Raw genomic sequence first — 21,106 nt, 5'->3', positions numbered from 1 at the left:
GACGGGCGTTTCGAGAGCCAGGAACCCCGGTCAGGGTCCGTTCATCGCTGAAAAGCGCTTGGCTATCTCCTCGTCGGAGGCCTCTCCGCCGGTCTCTCGGGTGGGGTCATCGCCTGCAGGGTCGGCCGTATCGCCCCCCGTCTCGGGGCTGGACTCGCCGGCGGAACTGCCGCTGTCGGGGGGTGCTGTGCCACCGTCGTCGGTGTCCTCGAGGGTCAGCGAGGCCGTGCCCTGGGCCACGTCGGTGTCGCTGGCGGTCGACCGCCGTGTCGGCACGAGGTGTTCCACGTCGATCTCCTCGAGCAGGGTCTCGTCGAAGATCTGCTCGAAGGTCAACTGGAGCTGCTGGCTGTGTTCGGTCGGGTCGAGGTGGAAGTGAGCGACAGCACCGACCGAGGTGAGACGGCCAGCGAGGACGTGGCAGAACTTGAAGACGACTTCGGGGTCGTTCGAGGCCAGGAGATCGCTCAGGGAGTCGAAGCAGACCGATATCTCGTAGCCAGCGTTCGTCCACACCTTGCAGAACCGGCTTATCTTCTGGCCGAGGCTCTGGAGGTCGCCCGGGTCCGCGACGGTGTCCTCGACGAGTGGTTCGTCGAAATCGGGCTCGCCGGCACCGACGGCGCGCATCGTCTCGCCGACGGTGATGACCCCGCGTTTCGCGGGCTGGCGACCGCCGGAGAGCGACGCGAAGTCGACGCTATCGGTCACGTCTTGCGGGAACGTCACCGTGAGTTCCGCGCGTCTGCTCGCCTCACAGACGTGCATCAACTCGTCGCAGTGCTCGCCGGACTCCGATGCCGTCGTCTCGTCGAGCAGGAGAACTGTTCGTGCATCCGCTGTCTTCCCGTCGTCCATCATACCTGACACCCAACCCCCCCCGGTTCACCGACCGAGGCTATTGCGTCCATCGTTAGATTCCTCACTATTAATTATTTCTGGCCGGTCAGCAGCCGTCGAGCAGCTCGGCGATCTCCTCGTCGGAGGCCTCGGTGACCTCGTCGGGGCGGTCCTGGTCGCCATCGCCGACGATGGAGTACTGTGCCTCCTCGCCCCAGCCGTCGGTGAGCGCGGCGATGTCGTCGTCGGTGGCCTGGGCGAACTCCTCGATTACGTCTGCGTCCGTGGTCTCACCGACGGTCTCGTCGAATATCGACTGGAAGGTGGCGACCGTCTCGTCGTCGTGTGCGTCCGGGTCGAGATGGAAGTGTGCCAGCGCGTCGACCGACCCGAGACGGCTGTTGAGGACGTGGCAGAACTGGAAGACGGCCTCGGTACTCGCGTGCTCGAGTAGCTCGGTCAGCGAGTCGAAACACACCACGATGTCGAACGCCTGGCGGTCCCACTGCTCGCAGAACCGGCTGATGGAGGTCCCGATGGCCTGCAGGTTGCCCGGGTCCTCGACGGCGTCCATCGGCACGGGAGCCGAGAAATCGGGGCTGCTCGAGGCGGCAGACCGCATCACGTCGCCGACCGAGATGACACCCTTCTTCGCCGGCTGGCTGGACGAGAGGCTCCCGAAGCCGGTCTTCTCCGTCTGTGCCTTCGGGAACGAGACCGTCAGCTCCGCACGAGTGTCGGTCGCGCTCGCGTCGAGCAGGTCACCACAGTACTCCTGTTCGTGCTCGCGGTCGGTGAGCAACACGTTCCCGGTCTCCCCGATGGTTTCGATTCCAGTCATGATGGTGGAGGGCCGGTCGTCTGCCGCCGGACCCCGGTGTTATCGAACGGGATGGCAGGATTGCTCTTGATAGTTTTGGCCAATTGAAAGGTTCGTAATGAGCGTTGTGGCCCCTCTCGCCGGCGCAGACGGTGATTTCCGCTGTCACGGGCCGTCAGACAGAAGTGGGTGGAGTCGACCGAGAGGGGGGACGCGGGTCGGCGTCACAGCTCCTGGTCTTTCAACTCGATGTCCGCGACGACCTCGTAGGGGTGTTTCTCCTTGCGGATGCCGTCGAGGATGGTGAACGAGTCGCCGGGCGTGAGGAAGTGCGTACAGACGACGCGGCCGAGGTCGGTCGGCGCGAAGCCGTCGATGAAGTCGTACTCTAGCAGCTTCCCGATGGCGTGTTTCGTCGGAATCTCGCCGAGCATCCGGTCGTTGAGCTTCTTGGCCTTCTTGCCCGCGACGGTGATGTTCGCCAGCGTCTCCTCGATGGCGGCGTCCTCGTCGTAGCGGGTGATGACCGGCTCCATCTGGCCCTTGAGCAGCTTGAACGCGACCTCGTCCTCGGTCATCTCCATGGAGTTGTGGTAGCTGCAGTCGGGTTCGACCAGCATGTACACCTTCCCGCGGTCGTGGTAGTCCGGGCGGCCTGCGCGGCCGAGCATCTGGCTGAACTCCTGCACGGAGAGCCACTCGATACCCATCGCGAGCGAGTCGAAGACGACCTGCGAGGCCGGGAAGTCGACACCGGCGGCGAGTGCGGCGGTCGTGATGACCGCGGCGATGTCCTGGTTGCCGAACATCCGCTCGACCTTCTTCCGGCGGCCGTAGTCCAGCCCGGCGTGGTAGGGCGCGGCCTGGTACTCCATCTTCCGGGCGATCTCGTGACAGCGCCGCCGCGAGTTCGTGAACACGATGGTCTGGCCGCGATAGCCCTTCGAGGACTTCCGGTCGAACTCGCGTTTCACCAGCCGGTTGATGATGCGTGGCTTCTCCTGCCCACCGGCGAAGGTGACGTGGCGCTCGATGGGGACCGGGCGCTCCTCGAACTCGATGAGCTTCGCGCGGAGCTTCTGGGCGAGTTCGGAGGGGTTGCCGACGGTCGCCGAGAGGTACACCCACTGGGCCCCGCCGTAGTCCTGGCGCTGCTTCTTTCGCTTGTCGCTGTAGTACTTCAGGCGAGAGATGAGCCCGTCGAGGCGGTGCCCCCGACCGTCCTCCTTGAGCGTGTGGACCTCGTCGATGACGACGGTCCCGATGTCGCCGAGGTCCTTGCCGGTCCGAAGCGCGTGGTCGATACCCTCGTAGGTGCCGACGATGACGTCGGCGGAGGGGTCGAAGCGCGACCCGTTGGAGGCGACGCGGCTCGCACCGACGCGGATGGTCACGTCGACCATGTCGCCGTAGCGCTCCTCGAAGTCCTCGTGCTTCTGGTTCGCGAGCGCGACGAGGGGCACCAGGAAGAGCATCTTGCCCTTCCCGTTCAGGACGTTGTTGATGCCGGCCATCTCGCCGATGAGGGTCTTCCCGGTCGCGGTCGCGCTCACCACGAGCTGGTCGGCTCCGCCCGGTCGCGGGCCGTGCCCGCTCCCGTCTTTCGCGGAACTTCGTTCCGCGCTATCGAACAGTCCGTTGTCGACGGCCAGACTCTGGACCGGGAGCAGGGTGTCGAACCGGTCTTCGAGCATCCCCTGCAGCCCGGGATGGAGGTTCAGGGTATCCGTCCGGACGAGCTCGATGTCGTCGGTCGTCGACGAAATCTCGTCGAACTTCGTGAGGTCCGGGTCGAGTTCGCCCTTGAGCAGGTTCTTGATCTTCTCGATGTCCTGCACTTCGAGCATCAGCTCCTCGAGGCGGTCCTGTGCGGCCCCGGTGAACTCGCCGTGGTAGGCGAGTTCCTGTTCGAGCTCGGTGACCGCACAGTCGACGCAGATGTAGTCCTGTCCGGACTTGACCGCGGAGTCTGCAGTGATCGGGGAGTAGCGCCCGTCGGAGGCGCAGTAGCGACAGGTCCGGACCACCTTCGCGTCCAGCTGGTAGCCACCGAGCATCTCGCGAAGCTCGTCGCGAGCCGGTTTCGTGGTCTGCTCGGAGATGCGGATACGGCTCGCTCGGCGAGCTATCTCGACGAACTCGTCGGGACTGCGTGGCTCCTCGGACGAGCCGCGGATGACCCGGAAGCGGCCGGGACGGGGCCCGGCGCTGGTCTCTTTGAGCTCCAGCTTCGCGCGGAAGACGCGTTTGCCGTCGCGCACCACGACGGCGAGGTAGGTGTCTCCGGTCTCGTGGAGGAACAACGTGTCGACGCGCTGGACCTGTTTAGACACGGCTGGCGATACGTGAGTGGGGTATTTCAGGGTTCTGCGTTCCGCCCGACCCGGGTCAGTCCCGGTTGACCGTGGCGGGCTGTCGGCCCGCTTCTGCCTCGACCTCGACGTCTTCGGTGACGATGAGGTCGGTGAAGGGGACCGATGGGTCGTAGAGGCGCAGGTACGCACGGTAGGTCGCTGCGACCTCGGTAGCCTCCGCGGCGGTCTGGCGGTCGTCAAACCGGAGCCCCTTCAGTGGGGCCGGGGTCTCGCCGGTCTTCGCACAGACCACGTGGTACGGGCCACCCGGGGCGTGGAGGGCATCCAGGTGGGCTCGAATCTCGCCGAACCCGTCGCGATAGCGTGCCATCAGTCGTGTCGAAGACCTATGAATAAAAAATCGTTATGGATTGCGCGAGATACTGCCGAGACCGATACAATGTTTTTAGGTTGCCCAAAAGTGGTTGGATTCGAGACAATTGGGGTCGCTGCGGGTCGAATCGGCACTCTTTTAGGATGGCCTAAAATAGTGGCTGGTATGACCGACCCCGCCGAGCGCCTCCCGAACGCTCGCCGAACCGTCGCCGACCTCGCCAGCGACGACGGCGGTTTCATCGTCGCCTGTTCGACCACCGGCCACCGCCCCGAGCCCGCCACTGGCGCCCGGTTCGACTCCCGCGCCGATGCCCAGAAGGCCGCCGAAGCGACCCAGGAGTACCAGGCCGCGATGTGCGAACTTGACCCCGAGCATCCGACCTACCGACCGACCGTCTACGAGGACGACGACACGCCCCTGCACGTCGCGACGACCCGCTCCCGCACGAAGGGGATGCGCTCGAACGGCCTCCCGAGAACCCAGGAGTCCGTGACGCTGAGCAACGGCCGTGACGGCGAGTGGATACAGATGGAGAACGCGCCGCTCATCCACCTCTCGCGCGACGACGGACCCTTCGACGACGACGTAGTGGCGCGACAACTGGACGCGAAGCTCTCGGACTGAGAGTCGGTCGGGAATCGGATTATTCGACCGTTACTCCTCGGTCTCGTCGTCCGGTTCGGGCGTCCCGAAGATGCCACGGAACAGGCCGACGGCGGCGCGAGAACGAGTCGTGCGAGGCTGTGACTGACGCTTGCTCATGTGTTTTAGGTCTGCCTAAAAAGTCAAAAGTGTACCGGAACCGGTCGTCTCGCCGACTACTCCAGGAGCTCTATCTCGTCGTCTCCGTTCGGTACCGCACAGAGGAACGCGCCCTGCGTGTCGCTGTCGTTGCGATACCAGTGGACGGTCCCGGCGGGGATGAGCAGCGAGTCACCCGCTTCGACGCGGTACTCTTCGTCGCCAATTCCGACCACGTACTCGCCGTCGAGCACGTACTGCTCGTGTTCGACCGCGTTGGTGTGCTTCGGGACCTCGGTTCCAGGGTCGAGCGTGAACCGCCGGATGGCGAAGTGCGGGGCACCCTGCGCTTCGGAGACCAGCACGCCCTTGCGCAGGCCAGCGGCGGCGTCCACGTCCTCGTAGTCGATGTCTGCGGCGCGTCGCACGAGTGGTTCGGGGTCGCTCATGCCCGACGGTAGGGCGACTGGCTACAAAAACGGCCTCCCTTTTAATACCGTCCCGCGGCTACTGTCTCCCATGCGAAGTTTCCGTATCGGGTCGCTCTTCGGCATCCCGATCAAGCTGGACCTGACGTTCCTGCTGGTACTTCCCCTGTTCGCCTACCTCATCGGTGACCGCGTGGCGGCGGTCGCCGACCTGATGAACCAGGTGTTCGGTGCGGGCCTCCCCATCGGCCCGCTCACCTCCGGACCGACCCCCTGGATCGTCGGCTCGGCCGCAGCCATCGGCCTGTTCGCGGGGGTCGTCCTACACGAACTCGGGCACTCCCTCGTCGCGATGCGGTACGGCTACCCCATCGACTCCATCACGCTGTGGATCTTCGGGGGTATCGCCTCGCTCTCGGAGATGCCCGAGGACTGGAAGGAGGAGCTGCAGATAGCCCTCGCCGGGCCCATCGTGTCCGTGCTGGTCGGCGTCGCCTCCGCGGTCGCGTTCGTCGCGCTCCCGTCTGGCTACCCCGCGGCACGGTTCGTCGTGGGCTACCTCGCACTGATGAACATCTCGCTCGCCGTGTTCAACATGCTCCCCGGCTTCCCCATGGACGGTGGCCGGGTGCTCCGTGCACTGCTCGCGCGCCGCCGCCCGTACGCCCGAGCGACGCAGATTGCGGCCGAGGTCGGTAAGCTGTTCGCCCTGCTGCTCGGCCTGTTCGGCCTGTTCACCTTCCAGATACTGCTCATCGGTATCGCCTTCTTCGTCTACATCGGGGCGTCCTCCGAGGCCCAGCAGGTCGTGATGAAAGCGGCGTTCCAGAACGTCACCGTTCGCGACATCATGACCCCCTGGGAGCGCCTCAACACCATCGAGCGCGACCAGAGCGTGGCCACGCTCATCCAGCGCATGTTCCAGGAACGCCACACCGGCTACCCGGTGCTCGAGAACGGCACCCTCGTCGGCCTGGTGACGCTCGAAGACGCCCGCAGCGTCCCGTCGGTCGAACGCGACGCCTACCTCGTCGAGGAGATCATGACCACGGAACTCGTCACCATCGACCCCGATGCCGACGCGATGGAAGCCCTCCAGACCATGCAAGAGAAGGGGGTCGGCCGCCTGCTGGTCACCGACTACCACGGTGACCTGGTGGGCCTCATCTCCCGCTCGGACCTCATGACCGCGTTCAACATCATCCAGGAGAGCGGCTCGGCGAACCCGGCGACGCGGGCCGAAACGGCGGACTGAGACCTGCTGATAGTTTATAGCTCATCCGGGTCGAGTGCATCACTGGGTGACACACGATGAACGGCTCCCATCGCGAACCGGATACCAGAGACGACGCCGTGTTTGTACCGGCTATTCTTTGCAAATGTGATGTAGAACGACTCTTCACCAGCGACGAGTCCGAGAATGTACTCTCTGTTATCTTCTTCCATGTTGTGTGTCTCCTTGAAAGAGAAAGGATGGAGCTGTCACTACCCAGGCTTGACTCCTGGCGTATTTACCTCCCCTTGAACCTCCGTCTTCCCCATGGGAAGCCTTTGGTTTCCATTTGAAGATATGTAGCGCTTGATTGCAAATACTTATAAAATAATTGTCCTGTTTGGGCACCACAAGTCGCTCTGCCACCAGCCACCTCGCTGAGGCCTCGATCAGCCCACATTGTTCTGGGGCAAGATAGGTCTCGAATTGCCTTGTCCTGTGGGAATTTAGACGAGCCGAACGCGCATCTTTACCCGTTCATGCCTCCCACTCAGCTAACTGGCGTAGACCTGCATCCAGAAGCTCCTCCCGTCTCTTCTGTAAAAAAGCTAAAGGTTCTTCTACATCGTGGCCGGTAACCCGAACTGTACCACGGTTTTCTTCTCCCCGAGCCCCCAGCTCTTCCCATGTCAGAGTTCCCATCCCCTTCGAAACGTCTCTGCCGAACTTCTCCTTTATTCCCGCCTGGATTTCCTCGCTGGAGACGCCTTCCCAAGGTTCTGGGAGATTGGAATCGTCTGATTTCCTCGGAACGACGGCATACCGGGCGCAGTAATCGATTACGAGTTTCCGCTTTTCAGTTGCTTCACTGTAGCTTTTAATCGGCATGAATATGTCAACGTTGCTGATGGCACATAACACTTTGTTGAGCACAAATCTGTGTAGACGATTCGTGAGATTTACTCGATAGACAGAGAAACGTGACGCCGGCTTAGAGTTTCAACGAGGCTACCTGTGCGAATATATTAATGGGTGTGGATTGGGTGTTTCTTTCTATGGTGCTCTCTGACGATCAGCAACTCCAACGGGCTTGGGAGGAGTTCGAGGCCAATGATTTTCGAATGAAGGATAGCCAGGGGGAGGTCGTGACAATGGCAGAGGCGGATGAGAGACGGAATGAACGACTAGTAGTTCTCAACGAACTCATTGATGACTTCATCAGGGGAGAATTGCCACTTGACGAGTTCAAGTCTGCAATTGATAGCCAGAACAAGCGGTTCCCTTACTGGGGATTCAAAGGCATGAACGGGATGATGTTCTTCAATATGATTTATAGCTCGGCTGGCGAATCCCGCGAGGATGAATTAACATCCCTTCTCCAGAAGGCCATTCAGCCGCCTGAAGACCGAACGGAAGCCAAGGAGAAGATTCGTTCAATCGAAGGGTTCGTCGAACGTCTCCGAAACGAAGCTGATGATCTACGAAAAGTCCCTCGACCTGGTTCGATTCCGTACTTTATTTCTTACTTTTGGCAGATTCGTGACCCCGAGAGATACCCCATCTACTACACCTCGATGGTCAACGCACTCTCGGATTTGGCCATCTGGGAGCCAAATGACGACATTGCGGAGAGCTACGGGAAGTTCTGGGAACTGAATGAGGAGATGAGAGAGGCGATTGAGGGGTATACTGACCGTGATGTTGATCTTTGGACTGTCGAGCACGTGTTCTGGTATTGGCAAAACCGGGATGAGTTCGAGGATGAAAGGGTCGCAAAGCCTGATGTCCTCCAGACCCTCCCTGACAGCTACATTCCCCCGATTGTGTCTATTCTGCCTGAGCTGGGTTCAAACACTGAGGAAATCGAGGAGCTCGCCGAAGAGACTGGTAATGCGGTAGAGACGCTATTCGAGAATCGACTTGCAAAAGCCCTCCGCATGATCGGGTTCGAGGTCGAAGAAAGAGGGCAGGGAATGGGGCGCAATCCCGATGGTATCGCAATCAGTCAGCGGCACAGCTATGCCATCATATACGACGCAAAAGTTCGTCGTGACGGCTACACGATTAATACGGGTGACGAACGTCAGTTTCAGGACTATATCAACCGAGAAGTCCCAACTCTACGGAATCAGGGGTTGAGGAACGTCTACTTTGCTGTATTCACCGGCGAGTTCTCCGACGAGAGCCGTGAAGCAATACGGACGCTAAAAATCTCGACCGATGTTCAAGAGGTTCGGTTAATCGAAGCGGATACGCTCCTTGCACTCCTCGAAAACCGACTCAGAGATCCAAAGTTCGATTTGGGACCAGGAGGCCCGGAAGGACCTGGTGTACAGGATTTCCTCGCTGAAAGTGGTATCCTTTCTGCGGCAGATATCCGGGAAGAACTGGGCATCTAAGTAACACCCTTCGAGGGTTTTGGGACTATCTCCCCCCGTCGAACCCTTCCTTTGTGGCTTTTACCACAGTATCAATTATAATATATAAACAATAAAACAAACTAATTAGGGGGGTTAGAGGGTGAAAAGGTTCAGGTGCGAGAATTGAACCCTAGTCGCTTCGCTCCCTGGTTCAATTCTCTTAGGACGACCGTTGCGTCACTTCATGCTTCCTCACGGTGCTCCTGCCGGAGCACACGCTCGGACAGTTACGTTCCGCAAAAGGTCCAGGTGCGAGAATCGAACCCGCGTCTCAGCCTCCACAAGGCTGAAGGATAGTCCACTACCCCAACCCGGACACTGTGTGCAGTCACAGGTAATCCAGCAGCGTAAAAATACGTTACGACTCGGCCTCCCCACGACAGACAGACACACGCGCGGCGAGACCGGGGCGTTTTTGCCCGCCACGGCGTTATCCATCTCCAAGCGTGGCCATCACGGACAAGATATACGTCAAGAACCACCGCCAGCTCAGCTCCCAGCTGGACACGAACATCCCGAAGGGGGCGTTCAAGGGGGCGACACTGGACATCCTGTTCAACGGTGGGGACAGCCTCGACAAGCTGGACGAGACGACCCGGGAGCGGGTGCTGGACTTCGCGAAGGACTTCATGGACTGTGGCTGTGATAACGCGCCGTACTGTGGGCACCCGGAGCGGAAGTTCATCGGGTACCTGCTCGAACTGCGGGCACAGGGGCTGAACCCGGGAGCCATCGTCGACGTGATGGGCGACGATTACATGGTGTACGCCTACGAGGGCGACATCCTCTCGTTCCTCGACGACGGGGTCCGGACCCTGGAGGCGATGGAGGAACTGGCCCGGGTCGACGGCAACGAGGAGATGCGCCAGCGAGCGAAACAGACGAAGGACGAACTCTCCGGCTAGGAAGTCGAGAACTCAGTCGCGGATGCGGTAGCTCGAGTCTTCTTCGCGCTCCGTCTCGTTCCCGAGGTCGAGGTCTTCGAGGTGGATGACCTCCTCACCGTCCTCTGCGTCTTCGAGGGTCTCGCGGAGGTGGGTGACGTACTGTTTGTACTCGTCGAGCTGTTCGCGGAGGTGGTCGGCCTCGAGTTCGAGGCGTTCGTGCTCGCGGACGAAGCTCTTGGGGACCTCGACCTTCGGTGGCCACTCGTCCTCGCCGGTGCTGTCCTGCTCGGGCACTTCGTGTTCCGGGAGCACCTCGACCTGGCCGTCGTGGGCGACGAGCATGTCGACGTAGTCGCGGAAGACCGCCGAGAGGGAGATGTCGCGTTCAGCCGCGATCTCCTGGAGCGTGTCGAAGGCGTCCTCGTTCACGCGGAAGGAGATCGTCTTGTTCTTGTTGCCCATGTCGTGGTAGGATAGGGAAGCGGACGTACTTGAAGTTTCGTCAGACGATTGTCGGAATCTACGGGCTCGCTCGCACGCTGGGTGTTTATCATCCGACCTGTCGAAACCCGATAGTATGGTCCCGAAATCGTTCCTCCCGTTTTCGACCCTGCTGGTCGCCGGCAGCGCGCTCATCCTCGCGGCCAGCAGCCACGCGCCCCGTCACAGGGCGACAGGCGCGGTCGGGTTCGCCGCCGGCATCGCCGTCCTCAGTCTCACCAGTCTCCTCGAGATGTTCACGGGTGGGTTCTCGCTGCTACTCGTGCTGCACGTCGCCGGGTTCCTCGGCTTCGCCGTCGCAGCCGGGTGCTGGTTCTGGTACGCTCTGTCCCGACGGACGGCGAACCCGTCGCCACTCGTCCTGGCACCGGTCGCACTCGTCCTGGCCGGTGGGCAGCTGTTGGTGGCGACGAACTCGCTCCACGGGCTGTACTGGCAGTCGGCCAGCGTCGTGACGCGCCACGGAGACACCGTGCTCTCTGCTGAACCCGGAATCGCGTACTTCGCGCTCCTCGCGTTCACGCACGCAGTGTTCCTCGCTGGTGCTGTCGTCCACGGTCGAGAGGCACTTCGGGGCGATCTCGGAGGTGCCCTCGCAGTTGTCGGATATGCAGCGGTCGTCTTCGGAATAGTCGCCTCGGTCGCCGGTGGCTTCAGGGGTGCAGGCCCTTTCGGGATGGCTGTCGCATCGCTGTTCGTCGCCGGTTCGACTCGACTCGACTAAAAAAGTACAGTCGGCTCAGACTGCGGCTTCCGCTTCGTCTTCTTCCTCGTCGTCACCGCTGACGCCGTCCATGCTCTCCAGTGCCTGGATCACTTCGTCCCGGTACATGCCGAGCATGTCGGGGTCGTAGTGCTCGCGGGCCATGGCGGCGTACTCGTTGGTCTCGTCGTCGAACGCCTCGATGCGGTCGAGGGTGCGTTCGGCGGCTTCGACGACCCAGCGGTTGCGGGTGGCCTCGTCCACCGGCGTGATGGACTCCGGCCGCAGAGAGACGTTGACGTTGCCGTCGTCGGTCTCGAACGTGCGCGGCTTGCCCACGACGGAGACGTAGGCAGGCGGTTCGGTCTCGCGCAGGAACGAGGCCGCTTCGGGCTGGTACTGGCCAGCGTACACGAAGAACGTGCCCGTGGGGTCGACGACGCGGCCACGCCAGTACTCCGAGTCGTCACCGATGTCCTCGGTCTCGGTGAGGGTGCCGACGACGAACACGCGGTTGGCGCGGTCGCCCGTCGGCAGGAGCGCGAAGTTGGGGGCGCGCTCGTCGTCGGATTCCTTGAACGTGTACGTCGCGTCGTTGAACTCGCGTGCGAAGACGCGCTTTGCGACTTCGCGGGTGGGTGCCTGACTCATGTCACATCGACCTCGCGCGGATGAGAGCCGCTTCTCCACTCGGACTGTCCGTCAGCTCTTCGAGGTCGTCGACGAGGACGTACCGGCCGAAGGTCGGGCCCTCGACGCGGTAGTACGTGCCCATGATCGAGTCGCGGATCTCGTCCGCGACGACCGTGGTGTCGAGCGCGTCCATGGCCATCTGCTTGGCCTCGTCGAGGGTGATGCCCGCGACGGACTCGGTCGCGTCCTTGTCGAAGATGACCTCGTGGGCGTCGACGCCGTCGTCGACGACCGCCTTGATGCGGAGGTCGAACTCGCCTTCGCCCTCGCCGTGTTCGGCACAGCGGCCGTTCTGGAGGACGCGGGTGCAGTCCTCCTCGGGGCAGCGCTTGATGAGGCCGCTCCCGGACTGGATGTCCACGAGCGCGCCCTCGACGGTCGTCGAGTCGTCGCCGACTTCGACGTCCTCGTCGAGTTCCTCGATGCCGGTCGTGCGGTTGAGCTTGACCGAGAAGTTGCCCTCGTACTCGTCGGTGATGACGTTGGTCAGGTTGTAGGACTTCCCCTCCTCCAGCTCGGGCAGCTCGGAGGTGGTGAAGGAGATGAACTTCTTCGTCCCGGACTCGTCGCCGAGCAGGCCGACCTGGGCGACCGCGTCGGAGCGGGGCTCCCAGAGCTGGGTGACCTTCGCGGTCACGTCGATCCACTGCTCGTCGGTGTCGATGTCACCGAGGAGCATCTCGTCGTTGGCACCGCCACTGCCGAGCTCGTCGCGGTCCATGCCCGCCTCGTCGAGGTAGTGGGTACGGACGCTGCGGGTGGCCTCGTCCATGGGGACCTTGAACTCGTTGACGAGTCGGTCGAGACGCTCTTCGATGTCGTCGACGGACACGTCGATGTCGTGCCCGGAGAACTGTTCGTGTATGTCTTCCGCGTGCTGGCGCACATCAGTCATGGTCTCTCTGTCTCCGCGTGTGTTTCGGTGGGAGACGTATCGGGATTGGTGCGCCATCCTATTTAAACTAGTCTAAGGGCAGAGTGAAAGTGAAAATGGTCCCGATTGCAGGGGCTGGTGACTGGACGACCGGCCGGCCGCCGTCGCCGGTTAGACGCCCAGGCGCTGGCGGCCGAACGCGAGCACGGTCATGAGGGGATACCCGACGATGACGAAGAGACTGAACCAGACGACTGCATCGCCAAGTGACTGGACCTGGTCGCCGTAGTTCAGGACGGCCGAGACCGTCGCGAGGGCGAGCACGGCGAGCAGTCGGTTCCGGTCGGACAGGGAGGGCGTCTCGGTCGATGACATGGGTTGGCGGGGTCAGCCGGTGATAGGGCCATGCGCTCCTTCAGGCTTGGCCCCATCCGGCAGGCACGCCATGGGGGAGGACCCCACCGACGTACCTTAGTGCCCTGCGCCGCTACGATTCGACAACAATGCGACCGTTCGTGCCCGGGAGGTGCCCCCGGTGAGCGACCAGAACGACGGCGTCGGCCGGTTCATCCGCAAGACGTTCCGCTCGGCCGGCCGGCAGTACGCCAAGACCCGCCAGAACTTCACGACGGGAAGACAGGTGAGCAAGCTCCCCCGTGACGAGTACGGGCGGGCGAGAATCGTCTGCCGGCGCTACGCCGAGAAGCGCGCCGTCCTCCTGAGCGAGGCCGGCGTCCCCGAGTGCTTCGACCCGGAGAATCCCGACTGTCAGGGCTGCCTGGAGGACATCCAGGAGGGGCAGATAGAGACGTGGTGACGACCGTCGCGCTGGTGCTCGCCGGGGGGACCGGCACCAGGCTCTACCCCGCGAGCCGCAGCGACCGCCCCAAGCAGTTCCACGCCTTCGGCGGTGACGACTCCCTGCTCGCCCGGACCGTCTCACGTGCCAGCTTCGCCGACGAGACGTACGTCCTCACGGGAGCGGACTACGCCGAGCAGGTCCGCGAGCACGCGCCGAGTGCAGGCGTGCTCGTCGAACCCGAACCCAAAGACACCGGTCCCGCGCTCGCGTACGCGGCCCGCAGAATCCGTGAGCAGGTCGGCGACTGCGTCCTGCTGTGTCTCCCGAGCGACCACCACGTCACGGGTGACTTCACGACGGTCGCGACCCGTGCCTGTCAGGTTGCAGTGGAAACCGGGGGGCTGGTGACGATGGGCGTGGAGCCGACCCGGCCCGCCACCGGGTACGGTTACATCGAACCCGGGTCGTTCACCGACGGCGCTGCCACCATCCGGCAGTTCCGCGAGAAACCCGATTCCGAGACGGCCGAGACGTTCGTCGCGGACAGCTTCCTGTGGAACGCCGGCATCTTCGCGTGGACCCCCGACGCCTTCCTCCGTGAGTGCGAGGGGACCCCACTGGAACCGATTGCGACGGCCGAGAACGCGGAAACGGGCTTCGAGCGTGCCGAGTCGGTCAGCGTGGACTACGCTGTCCTCGAACGCACCGACGACGCGTACGTCGTCCCGGCCGACTTCGAGTGGGACGACCTCGGCTCGTGGGACGCGTTCGAGCGCCTGCTGGAGGGTGAGAACGCGGTGCTGGGCGACGCCCTGACAATCGATTCGAGCGGGAACGTCGTCGCCAGCGACGGCAAACACGTCTCGCTGGTCGGTGTCGACGACCTGGTCGTCGCGGCGTACGACGACCGGGTGCTCGTGGTTCCGAAGTCTGACGCACAGCGGGTGCGGGAGGTCGTTTCGGAACTCCGCGAGCAAGCGCGGTTCTGAGTGCTAGTCTGGTTTTCCTTAACTCCGCGTCCGCCCGCCGTCGACCGGGAGCGACGTCCCGGTGACGAAGCTCGCTTTCTCCGAGGCGAGGAACGCCACCACGTCACCGAGTTCCATCGGGTCGCCGATACGATTCATGGGGATGTCGGCGGACCAGTCGGCCAGTCCCTCCTCGTAGCTGTCGTACTCGCCGCGCTCCATCGACTGTTCGATGAGTTCCTTGATTCGGCTGGTCTCGTGGGCCCCGGGCATGACGACGTTCGCGCGCACGTCGGGTGCCCACTCGCGGGCGACGGTGTCCACCAGGCCGACGACGGCCCGGCGGACCGCGTTCGAGAGCACGAGGCCGTCGATGGCCTCGACGACGCTGGTCGAGGTGATGGCGACCCAGCTCCCCGAGTCGCTCGCTGCCAGATGGGGGTGCGCCTCCTTGAGGGTCCAGACGGCGCTCATCACGAGCAGGTCGTAAGCCGCGTAGAAGTCCTTCTCCGTCATGTCGAGGAACGGGCCCGACGGCGGGCCGCCCGCAGAGGTGACGAGGTGGTCCAGGCCCCCGAACGCTTCGACGGTCGTCTCGACGACGTCCTTGATGTCGTCGGGGTCGGTGATGTCGGCCGGCCGGGCGAGCACCTCGCCGAAGCCGTAGTTCTCTATCTCCTCGGCCGCCGCGTCGAGGCGGTCGCGGTCACGCCCACAGATGGTCACGTTCGCGCCCTCGCGGGCGAGTGCCTTCGCGCTCGCGAGCCCGAGGCCGGACGAGCTCGCCGTTACCAGTGCGGTCTCTCCTTCCAGGTTCAGGTCCATATCGGGAGAGACGTTCTCATCCCCCTAAGTACCTGAGTTACGCACCACGTCTGCCTCTACCATGGCGACAGAGATGGGCAGCCCGAACGTCCCCTCGTCCGTGATGGGGAACTCGACGACCGACGCGACGGCGTCGGTGTTCAGCGGCCCGTAGATGTGCGGGAAACCGTTCTCGTAACGGATGTCGGCGTCGACCTTCGACTCGTCGATACAGACGAGCAGGCAGTCGTCCGGGAAGTCGTTCTCGGGGTGGTTCGCCACGTCCTCGACCTGCTCGGGTTTCGAGCAGTGGATGAAGCCCTCGTCGTCGAGGCTCGCGGGGCGATACTCGTCGGTGTCGTCGTCCCAGTCGGATTCGGGGACGATGTGCAGGATGAGACCCATACCTGAGAGAGCGACTCGACGGCCTAATCGGTGTCCTTCTGCCGGCGGACCTGAACGGTCCCGTCCGTGGTGACGCTGATGAGCAGGTCGTCGCCGATCTCTCGGCCGTCGACAGCGTCGCCGGCGTCGTCGTTGACGACCTTCATCAGGTCCGGTGCGGCGTAGGGGACCTTCACGTCGACCGCGTCACAGGCGTCGTACACCTGCTGGGGCACGTCGTAGAGGTCCGACCCGGCCTCGACCGTGATACGGACGGGCGCGGCCAGCGCGTCCGCGAACGCGACGGTCTCGCGGGCTTTCGCGACGTTGTCGCGGGCGGTCGATTCCACGCTGGAGATGTTCGCACGCGAGGTGCCGAGACGCTCGGCGATGGCGGCCTGTGCGAAGCCGCGTTCCCGGAGCGCGAGCACCTCGGCCTGTCGGCGGGTCAGGACGCTCTCGGCGGCGGAGAATCCCGTCTCGTCGAGGATGTCGTCTACGTCGGGCAACTCGTCGGCCATATGGCGGCGTAGGAACCGCCACGCGAAAAAGGGTCGGTGGACTGTCCGTGGGTGCGGTTCGCTGGGCTGGGGCGGCTACTTGCCCCAGAAGTTGTCGCGGCTGCCGAGGCGTTCGCGGGAGGCGCGGCCACTCTTGCTCCTTCTGGAGGTGCGAGGCTCCTGTTCCTCCTCGTCCTCGTCTTCGTCCTCCATCGGGAGCCGCTCGACCTCTTCGGCCTGCGCGTGGTTGTTGTAGACCTTGGTGACTTCGACCTTGGCGCGGGCGTCCGGGAGGACGCCGTCGACGAAGATGATGAAGCCCTCGTCGGTGCGGCCGATACCGGCACCGGACTCGTGGATGTCCGTCACGTCGACGACGATCTGCTCGCCCGGCTTGACCGGCTGGGTCTTCAGGTCCGAGATCGGCTGGTCGTAGTTCTTGCACCACTCCATCCCCCCGCGGTCCCCGTAATGGGCACAGCCCATTCCGGCGATACGTTCCTCGAATCTGGGGCAGTCGTCCGCGAGTGGACAGTCCGACATGGACACGACTAACGAGGCAGACATCTAAACGCTTGCGCCTTCCCTGAATCAGCCGAACTGTCTCGCCCGGTTTCGTATGTGATGACGGCACATACTGGCCCCACGTCCACCGCCGGTGCCCGCGAGCGACACCGTTTCACGTCTCCCGTCCCGAGTGCCGGTATGACCCGTCGGGTCCCCGAAGCCGCCATCGTCGTCGGCGTGCTGTTCGCGACGACGTGGCTCGTCTTCCCCGTCCTCGTCGGCGAGGTCGACCTCGTCGCCGACCCCGCCTCGTTCCTCGGGTACGTCGGTGTCGCGGCCGCCCTGTTCTACCCGTTTGCGGCCTACACGGTTACTCGTGCAGCGGACCCCGACGACACCATCCCGCCCCGACCGGTCCTCGCGGTCGCTGCCGCGGTCGGCCTGCTGTGTGTGACTCTCGGCCTCGCGGGAGGTGAACCTCTGCTCGGGCTGCTGGTCGGACTCGGCGTCGCCGTCCCGGCCGCGGTGTACGCCGTCGTCTTCGGCGCGGTCTCGCCGCCACCGGTTCCCACGCTGGTGGCTGGCACCGCCCTCGGTATCGCCAGCCTGGCCGGTGGCCTCGTGCTCGGCCAGCCATGGCTCGGCGGCCTGGCCGCCCTCTTCGCGTTCCTGCCGGCGCTGGGGATGTACGACCACCTGACGAACGACCGGCTGCCCACCCGGTGGGTGCTCGGCGCGACCGTGCTGGCGACCTTGGCCGTCGTGGGGTTCGGGCTCGGCGTCGCTGCTTCCCCCACCGCCACGCTGGCCGCCGTGCTCACGGTCGCCTTCGGGGGAATCGTGGCCGCACGGGTGGCCGGTGTGCCGCCGCGTGAGGCGTTCTAAGGTAGGGGACGTTGGAGCCTGACTACCGGGCGGCGTGCGCGGTCGGCGCCCCGAGCCTCGCGTGGGGTCGCCGACGAACTCGCGCGAGGGATGAGACGCGCAACGAGGCGGAGTGAAACGGAGCGAAGTGAGCATCGCAGTCGGCTGGGGAGGAAGTGGTTCGGTGCTGGGCGGTCGCGGTCAAAGACGCTATCGCGAGTGGTCTGGTCGTCGCCACCAGCACCAGATCGACTGCCAGTGGCGAGTCGAGACGTTCGCAGACCGACCGCTCTGAGAAGGGACCTCGTCAAAAACGTTCGAAACGACCGAGAAACCAGAACCGGCCTACGCGAGCGGCGTCCGCTCGACCACTTGCCCGTCGTACGTCGGGTACTGCTCGACGATTTCGCCGTCGTCGACGTCACCGTCCTCGATCATCTCTTCGAGCAGCCACCAGGCGACCTCGACGTGGTTCTCCTTGACCGTGTAGAACTCCTCGGGGACGCCCAGCGCCTCGAACACGGCGGGGTCGGTGTAGGTCTTCCCGTAGACGAGGGTTCCGTCGTCGCTCACGTCGTCGAACTCGCGGCGGACGTTCCGGGCCATGCGCTTCAGCCGGCGGCGGTGCTGGGCGGCGTCCTTGAAGACGCTGGTGCAGAAGTAGACGCGCTCGTGGTCACCCATCACGTCGAGGATGGCATCGCGGGAGCCGTCGACCGCGGACATGTGGCCCTCCTTCAGCTCGAAGCCTTCCTCCTGCATCCGGCGGTAGTTCCCGTCGGACATCTCGAACTCGTTGATGTTACAGAACTCGGCGGCCCCCTCGTCGAGGAACTCGAGGAACTCCTTCTCGGGGCGGATCCCGGGAATCTCGAAGGCGGGGGTCAGCCCCTCCTCGCGGGCGATGTAGAGTATCTCCTCCCACTCGGTGCCGTGCATGTCGCCCCACAACTCGAGGGGTGGGTGGAAGCGAATCTCGTCGAGGCCGGCCTCCGAGAGGCGGCGCATGTTCTCGCGGCCGCCGGTGATGCCGGTGTAGAGGTGGGTGTGGTGGTCCTCGCCGAACTCGTCTTTGAGCAGGGAGAGGTAGTGACAGGTGCGGTCCAGCGCCTCCTGGGGTTCGCCGCCGGTGATGGAGGTGCCCAGGGCGTCCATGCGCTTGGCCTCGGTGATAACGTCCTCGTCGGACTCGACGAGGCGCTCGTTGGCGTAGACGTCGGTGACGTTCTTGCGGTTCTCACCGAGCGGGCAGTAGAAGCAGTCGCGCTGGTCACAGTAGCCGTAGACGAACATGACCATCTTTCCGCCTTCCGCGCACTGCTCACAGCCCTTGGAGATCATTCGTTGTACGGTATAATCGGGCCGAACGGGAAAAAGCGTGCGAAATGGAGACGGCGTGGCTCGGGGGTGCATGGCACGTTCGCGACCGGTGCAGTGCGACGGGTGTAGTCGGCACTCCCGACCACCTCGCCCGATGAGGGTTCTGCCCCTTCTTCGTGCTAGCCTTCCTCTAGCACGATATGGCAACTGACCTGCCGCGCCCGCCCGAGCGACCCCGTTTCACCCTCGACCGCGGGGTCGAACTGACGGAGGTGGTCATGCAGGCCATCGAGTTCGCCGCCGCGGTCGTGATGGTGTTCCTGTTCGCTGTCGGCGTGCTCGATCTGGGGATGCAGATCGCCGGCGCGGTCGGCAACGGGGACATCACCGACCCGCTCGTGGTGGTCGGTTTCATCGACACCGCGCTGTTGCTGTTCATCATCGTCGAGGTGTACCAGACCGTCCTCGCCTACGCCCAGAAGTCGAAGACGACCGAGATCGTCCGCATCGTCGTCTACACCGGCGTCATCGCGATGGTCCGGAAGATAATCGTCTTCCGAACCGACGTGTACGCGAGCAAGACCGAGGCGCTGCTGACGGCGGCGGCCTACACGGTCGTCCTGCTCGGACTCGGCGTGTTGTTGTACATCGAACGGACCGCCGGGGACAAGGAAGCCGGGTCGACCGCCGAGGCAGAGGCGTCAGACTAACTCGTCGGTGTCGACGACCGTCGCGAACTCGCCCGAGAGGTGTGCCAGGGCGGCCTGATGGTTCTCCTCGGCCGAGAGGTGGCCGCCGCCGGGAATCGCCCGGTCGAACGTCGCGGTGGCGTCGGCCACCAGCACGGGGTCGAATCCCAGGTTTTCGGCCATCCGGGTCGTCGTGGAGACGCAGTGGTCGGTGGTGAGCCCGCAGATGACCACCCGACCGTGGGGCGTCTCGCGCAGCCAGGATTCCAAATCGGTCCCGATGAAGGCGCTGTTGACGGTCTTCGCGAACACCGGTTCCTCGCCCTCGGGTTCCAGCCCCTCCTTGAATTCGTTCCCGGCGGTGTCGGGCCGCAGGGGCGAGCCGTCCTCGGTCGAGTCGTGTTTCGCGTGGGCGACCGGCCAGCCCTCCTCGCGCCAGGTCTCGAGAAGGCGCTGCATGTTCGTCTCGGCCTCCGGCGTCGAACGCTCCTCGCCCCAGCCGGGCTCGTCGAAGCCGCACTGGGCGTCGATGACGAGCAGGGCGTCGGGTCGCGCTGACTCCTCGTCCTCGCTCACGCCCGAACCTCCAGCGGGCACTCTTCGAGTTCCTCCTCACCGTCCGGCAGCATGTACTGCTTCCACTCGTGACTCGTGTCGTCCTCCCACTCGCCGAGGTGGGCGTGCGGGCAGACCGAATCGTAGTCCTCCAGGCGACCCTGGATGACCTCGCGGGCGCGCTGTCCAGCTTCGGTGTCGCCGGTGACGCCCTCGAAGACGGCCCGGGGCTGGACCGTCACCTCCAGCCCGTGCGGGTTGTGGCGGCTGTGGCGTTGCTCGTAGCTCGGGGCCCGGACCGTCGGGAAGATGGGGTGCCCGCCGAAGCAGTACTCGAACTGGTGATGGTCCGGGTCGGTCGGGAACTCCTCGGGCCAGGCCTCCGGGTCGTTGTCGTGCAGGAACTGCAGGACGTGCCAGTAGCGCTCGTACCACTCCGCCTCGGGCAGGTCGGTCCCGTCGTGCTGGAAGAACGCGACCAGCGAGGTCCGCGGCGAGTGGTGTTCGTACGTGTTCAGGAACGCCAGCATCACGTCACGGAAGTGCAGCAGCGATTCGTCGTCCAGGCCGGGCACGAACGTGTACAGGGCCCAGCCCTTCTCCTCGGAGTCGACGCCGAAGTAACAGGGGAACGGCGTGCCGTTTCGCTCGCCGAGGATGGCGCTCCGGAACTCCTCGTAGTGCTCGACGGCCCAGTCGGGTAGGGTACCCGCGTCGAGGCGCTGGTGGAGGCGCTCCTGGTCGAACAGGCGTGTGAGGTCGGTCCCGGTCAACTGGTCCGACCCGCTGGTGACGGCCCGTCTACTCATGCACCAGAGTTAGCGCGCAGCGGTTAGTACGCCACGGTTGCTTCCCAGCGCCTGAGAAATCAGGGTCGTCCCACACGACCGACGAACGGCTCT

The 21,106-nt window shown here is 64.0% G+C and carries 27 protein-coding genes and 1 tRNA gene; 9 read left to right on the top strand and 19 right to left on the bottom strand.

Annotation, left to right across the window (positions count from 1 at the left end):
• Positions 1–30: 30 nt before the first annotated feature.
• From N6C22_RS01345 to N6C22_RS01330, 4 genes are all read right to left on the bottom strand, one after another.
• Complete coding sequence (locus N6C22_RS01345) at positions 31–861, bottom strand: hypothetical protein (protein WP_261648835.1); 831 nt, start codon at positions 859–861, stop codon at positions 31–33.
• 85 nt (positions 862–946) lie between these two features.
• Complete coding sequence (locus N6C22_RS01340; protein ID WP_261648833.1) at positions 947–1,681, bottom strand: hypothetical protein; 735 nt, start codon at positions 1,679–1,681, stop codon at positions 947–949.
• 203 nt (positions 1,682–1,884) lie between these two features.
• On the bottom strand, positions 1,885–3,993 hold the full coding sequence (locus tag N6C22_RS01335; protein WP_261648831.1) for a DEAD/DEAH box helicase: 2,109 nt from the start codon (positions 3,991–3,993) through the stop codon (positions 1,885–1,887).
• Positions 3,994–4,048: 55 nt separating this feature from the next.
• Positions 4,049–4,345 carry a hypothetical protein gene (locus N6C22_RS01330; protein ID WP_261648829.1) on the bottom strand — a complete coding sequence of 99 codons (297 nt, stop codon included), beginning with the start codon at positions 4,343–4,345 and terminating at the stop codon, positions 4,049–4,051.
• Between the two features lie 168 nt (positions 4,346–4,513).
• On the opposite strand from N6C22_RS01330, the gene N6C22_RS01325 reads away from it, so the two are divergent.
• Positions 4,514–4,975: a hypothetical protein gene (locus N6C22_RS01325; protein ID WP_261648828.1), complete on the top strand. Its 462-nt coding sequence runs from the start codon at positions 4,514–4,516 to the stop codon at positions 4,973–4,975.
• A 194-nt stretch (positions 4,976–5,169) separates the two neighbouring features.
• Here N6C22_RS01325 and N6C22_RS01320 read toward each other — a convergent pair whose 3' ends face one another.
• Positions 5,170–5,541 (bottom strand): cupin domain-containing protein, encoded by a 372-nt coding sequence (locus N6C22_RS01320; RefSeq protein WP_261648827.1) that lies wholly within the window; start codon positions 5,539–5,541, stop codon positions 5,170–5,172.
• Between the two features lie 70 nt (positions 5,542–5,611).
• Here N6C22_RS01320 and N6C22_RS01315 point away from each other — a divergent pair, with 70 nt between their 5' ends.
• Positions 5,612–6,775, top strand: a complete 1,164-nt coding sequence (locus tag N6C22_RS01315; RefSeq protein ID WP_261648826.1) for a CBS domain-containing protein — start codon at positions 5,612–5,614, stop codon at positions 6,773–6,775.
• Positions 6,776–6,789: 14 nt separating this feature from the next.
• Here the strand turns inward: N6C22_RS01315 and N6C22_RS01310 are convergent, their stop codons facing one another.
• Together N6C22_RS01310 and N6C22_RS01305 are read right to left on the bottom strand one after the other, a co-directional pair.
• Positions 6,790–6,966: a hypothetical protein gene (locus N6C22_RS01310; protein ID WP_261648825.1), complete on the bottom strand. Its 177-nt coding sequence runs from the start codon at positions 6,964–6,966 to the stop codon at positions 6,790–6,792.
• Positions 6,967–7,270: 304 nt separating this feature from the next.
• Positions 7,271–7,621 (bottom strand): hypothetical protein, encoded by a 351-nt coding sequence (locus tag N6C22_RS01305; protein WP_261648823.1) that lies wholly within the window; start codon positions 7,619–7,621, stop codon positions 7,271–7,273.
• A gap of 167 nt (positions 7,622–7,788) precedes the next feature.
• Here N6C22_RS01305 and N6C22_RS01300 point away from each other — a divergent pair, with 167 nt between their 5' ends.
• Entirely contained in the window at positions 7,789–9,132 is a 1,344-nt protein-coding gene (locus N6C22_RS01300; protein WP_261648821.1) for a hypothetical protein, read from the top strand.
• A gap of 264 nt (positions 9,133–9,396) precedes the next feature.
• Here the strand turns inward: N6C22_RS01300 and N6C22_RS01295 are convergent.
• Positions 9,397–9,469, bottom strand: a tRNA-His gene (locus tag N6C22_RS01295).
• Positions 9,470–9,599: 130 nt separating this feature from the next.
• Between N6C22_RS01295 and N6C22_RS01290 the strand changes: the two genes are divergently transcribed.
• Complete coding sequence (locus N6C22_RS01290) at positions 9,600–10,058, top strand: DUF5814 domain-containing protein (protein ID WP_261648819.1); 459 nt, start codon at positions 9,600–9,602, stop codon at positions 10,056–10,058.
• Between the two features lie 12 nt (positions 10,059–10,070).
• Here the strand turns inward: N6C22_RS01290 and N6C22_RS01285 are convergent, their stop codons facing one another.
• Positions 10,071–10,502, bottom strand: coding sequence for a ribbon-helix-helix protein, CopG family (locus N6C22_RS01285; protein ID WP_261648818.1), 432 nt, complete (start codon positions 10,500–10,502; stop codon positions 10,071–10,073).
• A 115-nt stretch (positions 10,503–10,617) separates the two neighbouring features.
• Between N6C22_RS01285 and N6C22_RS01280 the strand changes: the two genes are divergently transcribed.
• Entirely contained in the window at positions 10,618–11,265 is a 648-nt protein-coding gene (locus N6C22_RS01280; RefSeq protein ID WP_261648817.1) for a histidine kinase N-terminal 7TM domain-containing protein, read from the top strand.
• Between the two features lie 15 nt (positions 11,266–11,280).
• Here N6C22_RS01280 and N6C22_RS01275 read toward each other — a convergent pair whose 3' ends face one another.
• The 3 genes from N6C22_RS01275 to N6C22_RS01265 form a co-directional block, all read right to left on the bottom strand.
• Positions 11,281–11,895: an RPA family protein gene (locus N6C22_RS01275; RefSeq protein WP_261648816.1), complete on the bottom strand. Its 615-nt coding sequence runs from the start codon at positions 11,893–11,895 to the stop codon at positions 11,281–11,283.
• 1 nt (position 11,896) lies between these two features.
• Positions 11,897–12,832, bottom strand: coding sequence for a replication factor A (locus tag N6C22_RS01270; RefSeq protein WP_261648814.1), 936 nt, complete (start codon positions 12,830–12,832; stop codon positions 11,897–11,899).
• A 150-nt stretch (positions 12,833–12,982) separates the two neighbouring features.
• Entirely contained in the window at positions 12,983–13,186 is a 204-nt protein-coding gene (locus N6C22_RS01265; protein WP_261648812.1) for a hypothetical protein, read from the bottom strand.
• A 160-nt stretch (positions 13,187–13,346) separates the two neighbouring features.
• Between N6C22_RS01265 and N6C22_RS01260 the strand changes: the two genes are divergently transcribed.
• Positions 13,347–13,628, top strand: coding sequence for a hypothetical protein (locus N6C22_RS01260; protein ID WP_261648811.1), 282 nt, complete (start codon positions 13,347–13,349; stop codon positions 13,626–13,628).
• Positions 13,622–14,602, top strand: a complete 981-nt coding sequence (locus N6C22_RS01255; RefSeq protein ID WP_261648808.1) for a sugar phosphate nucleotidyltransferase — start codon at positions 13,622–13,624, stop codon at positions 14,600–14,602. Before N6C22_RS01260 ends, N6C22_RS01255 begins: the two co-directional genes overlap by 7 nt.
• Before the next feature lie 18 nt (positions 14,603–14,620).
• On the opposite strand, the gene N6C22_RS01250 is transcribed toward N6C22_RS01255, so the two are convergent.
• From N6C22_RS01250 to N6C22_RS01235, 4 genes are all read right to left on the bottom strand, one after another.
• Positions 14,621–15,406, bottom strand: coding sequence for an SDR family oxidoreductase (locus N6C22_RS01250; protein WP_261648807.1), 786 nt, complete (start codon positions 15,404–15,406; stop codon positions 14,621–14,623).
• Positions 15,407–15,430: 24 nt separating this feature from the next.
• Complete coding sequence (locus tag N6C22_RS01245) at positions 15,431–15,790, bottom strand: DUF952 domain-containing protein (protein WP_261648805.1); 360 nt, start codon at positions 15,788–15,790, stop codon at positions 15,431–15,433.
• 23 nt (positions 15,791–15,813) lie between these two features.
• Entirely contained in the window at positions 15,814–16,290 is a 477-nt protein-coding gene (locus tag N6C22_RS01240) for a Tfx family DNA-binding protein (RefSeq protein ID WP_261648803.1), read from the bottom strand.
• Positions 16,291–16,365: 75 nt separating this feature from the next.
• The gene (locus N6C22_RS01235; RefSeq protein WP_261648802.1) at positions 16,366–16,812 is read right to left on the bottom strand and encodes a TRAM domain-containing protein; all 447 of its coding nucleotides are present in this window, start codon (positions 16,810–16,812) and stop codon (positions 16,366–16,368) included.
• Positions 16,813–16,974: 162 nt separating this feature from the next.
• Here N6C22_RS01235 and N6C22_RS01230 point away from each other — a divergent pair, with 162 nt between their 5' ends.
• Entirely contained in the window at positions 16,975–17,661 is a 687-nt protein-coding gene (locus tag N6C22_RS01230) for a hypothetical protein (RefSeq protein WP_261648800.1), read from the top strand.
• A 324-nt stretch (positions 17,662–17,985) separates the two neighbouring features.
• On the opposite strand, the gene N6C22_RS01225 is transcribed toward N6C22_RS01230, so the two are convergent.
• Positions 17,986–18,981: a radical SAM protein gene (locus N6C22_RS01225; RefSeq protein ID WP_261648799.1), complete on the bottom strand. Its 996-nt coding sequence runs from the start codon at positions 18,979–18,981 to the stop codon at positions 17,986–17,988.
• A 179-nt stretch (positions 18,982–19,160) separates the two neighbouring features.
• Between N6C22_RS01225 and N6C22_RS01220 the strand changes: the two genes are divergently transcribed.
• The gene (locus N6C22_RS01220) at positions 19,161–19,670 is read left to right on the top strand and encodes a phosphate-starvation-inducible PsiE family protein (protein WP_261648798.1); all 510 of its coding nucleotides are present in this window, start codon (positions 19,161–19,163) and stop codon (positions 19,668–19,670) included.
• Here N6C22_RS01220 and N6C22_RS01215 read toward each other — a convergent pair.
• Together N6C22_RS01215 and N6C22_RS01210 are read right to left on the bottom strand one after the other, a co-directional pair.
• The gene (locus N6C22_RS01215; protein ID WP_261648796.1) at positions 19,662–20,225 is read right to left on the bottom strand and encodes a cysteine hydrolase family protein; all 564 of its coding nucleotides are present in this window, start codon (positions 20,223–20,225) and stop codon (positions 19,662–19,664) included. The two genes, N6C22_RS01220 and N6C22_RS01215, sit on opposite strands and share 9 nt — an antisense overlap.
• Positions 20,222–21,013, bottom strand: a complete 792-nt coding sequence (locus N6C22_RS01210; protein ID WP_261648794.1) for a YqcI/YcgG family protein — start codon at positions 21,011–21,013, stop codon at positions 20,222–20,224. The genes N6C22_RS01215 and N6C22_RS01210 overlap by 4 nt, the downstream gene beginning before the upstream one ends.
• Between the last annotated feature and the right edge of the window lie 93 nt (positions 21,014–21,106).

The sequence above is a fragment of the Haloarchaeobius sp. HME9146 genome, from assembly GCF_025399835.1.
In the GTDB taxonomy this organism is placed as follows: domain Archaea; phylum Halobacteriota; class Halobacteria; order Halobacteriales; family Natrialbaceae; genus Haloarchaeobius.
This window is presented reverse-complemented; position numbering and strand designations above follow the sequence as displayed.

Bases quoted from the DNA above. Each gene is read 5' to 3' on its own strand.
- N6C22_RS01345 (WP_261648835.1), bottom strand. From the start codon at position 861: ATGATGGACGACGGGAAGACAGCGGATGCACGAACAGTTCTCCTGCTC.
- N6C22_RS01340 (WP_261648833.1), bottom strand. From the start codon at position 1,681: ATGACTGGAATCGAAACCATCGGGGAGACCGGGAACGTGTTGCTCACC.
- N6C22_RS01330 (WP_261648829.1), bottom strand. From the start codon at position 4,345: ATGGCACGCTATCGCGACGGGTTCGGCGAGATTCGAGCCCACCTGGAT.
- N6C22_RS01325 (WP_261648828.1), top strand. From the start codon at position 4,514: ATGACCGACCCCGCCGAGCGCCTCCCGAACGCTCGCCGAACCGTCGCC.
- N6C22_RS01320 (WP_261648827.1), bottom strand. From the start codon at position 5,541: ATGAGCGACCCCGAACCACTCGTGCGACGCGCCGCAGACATCGACTAC.
- N6C22_RS01315 (WP_261648826.1), top strand. From the start codon at position 5,612: ATGCGAAGTTTCCGTATCGGGTCGCTCTTCGGCATCCCGATCAAGCTG.
- N6C22_RS01310 (WP_261648825.1), bottom strand. From the start codon at position 6,966: ATGGAAGAAGATAACAGAGAGTACATTCTCGGACTCGTCGCTGGTGAA.
- N6C22_RS01305 (WP_261648823.1), bottom strand. From the start codon at position 7,621: ATGCCGATTAAAAGCTACAGTGAAGCAACTGAAAAGCGGAAACTCGTA.
- N6C22_RS01300 (WP_261648821.1), top strand. From the start codon at position 7,789: ATGGTGCTCTCTGACGATCAGCAACTCCAACGGGCTTGGGAGGAGTTC.
- N6C22_RS01285 (WP_261648818.1), bottom strand. From the start codon at position 10,502: ATGGGCAACAAGAACAAGACGATCTCCTTCCGCGTGAACGAGGACGCC.
- N6C22_RS01280 (WP_261648817.1), top strand. From the start codon at position 10,618: ATGGTCCCGAAATCGTTCCTCCCGTTTTCGACCCTGCTGGTCGCCGGC.
- N6C22_RS01275 (WP_261648816.1), bottom strand. From the start codon at position 11,895: ATGAGTCAGGCACCCACCCGCGAAGTCGCAAAGCGCGTCTTCGCACGC.
- N6C22_RS01270 (WP_261648814.1), bottom strand. From the start codon at position 12,832: ATGACTGATGTGCGCCAGCACGCGGAAGACATACACGAACAGTTCTCC.
- N6C22_RS01265 (WP_261648812.1), bottom strand. From the start codon at position 13,186: ATGTCATCGACCGAGACGCCCTCCCTGTCCGACCGGAACCGACTGCTC.
- N6C22_RS01250 (WP_261648807.1), bottom strand. From the start codon at position 15,406: ATGGACCTGAACCTGGAAGGAGAGACCGCACTGGTAACGGCGAGCTCG.
- N6C22_RS01245 (WP_261648805.1), bottom strand. From the start codon at position 15,790: ATGGGTCTCATCCTGCACATCGTCCCCGAATCCGACTGGGACGACGAC.
- N6C22_RS01240 (WP_261648803.1), bottom strand. From the start codon at position 16,290: ATGGCCGACGAGTTGCCCGACGTAGACGACATCCTCGACGAGACGGGA.
- N6C22_RS01235 (WP_261648802.1), bottom strand. From the start codon at position 16,812: ATGTCGGACTGTCCACTCGCGGACGACTGCCCCAGATTCGAGGAACGT.
- N6C22_RS01230 (WP_261648800.1), top strand. From the start codon at position 16,975: ATGACCCGTCGGGTCCCCGAAGCCGCCATCGTCGTCGGCGTGCTGTTC.
- N6C22_RS01225 (WP_261648799.1), bottom strand. From the start codon at position 18,981: ATGATCTCCAAGGGCTGTGAGCAGTGCGCGGAAGGCGGAAAGATGGTC.
- N6C22_RS01220 (WP_261648798.1), top strand. From the start codon at position 19,161: ATGGCAACTGACCTGCCGCGCCCGCCCGAGCGACCCCGTTTCACCCTC.
- N6C22_RS01210 (WP_261648794.1), bottom strand. From the start codon at position 21,013: ATGAGTAGACGGGCCGTCACCAGCGGGTCGGACCAGTTGACCGGGACC.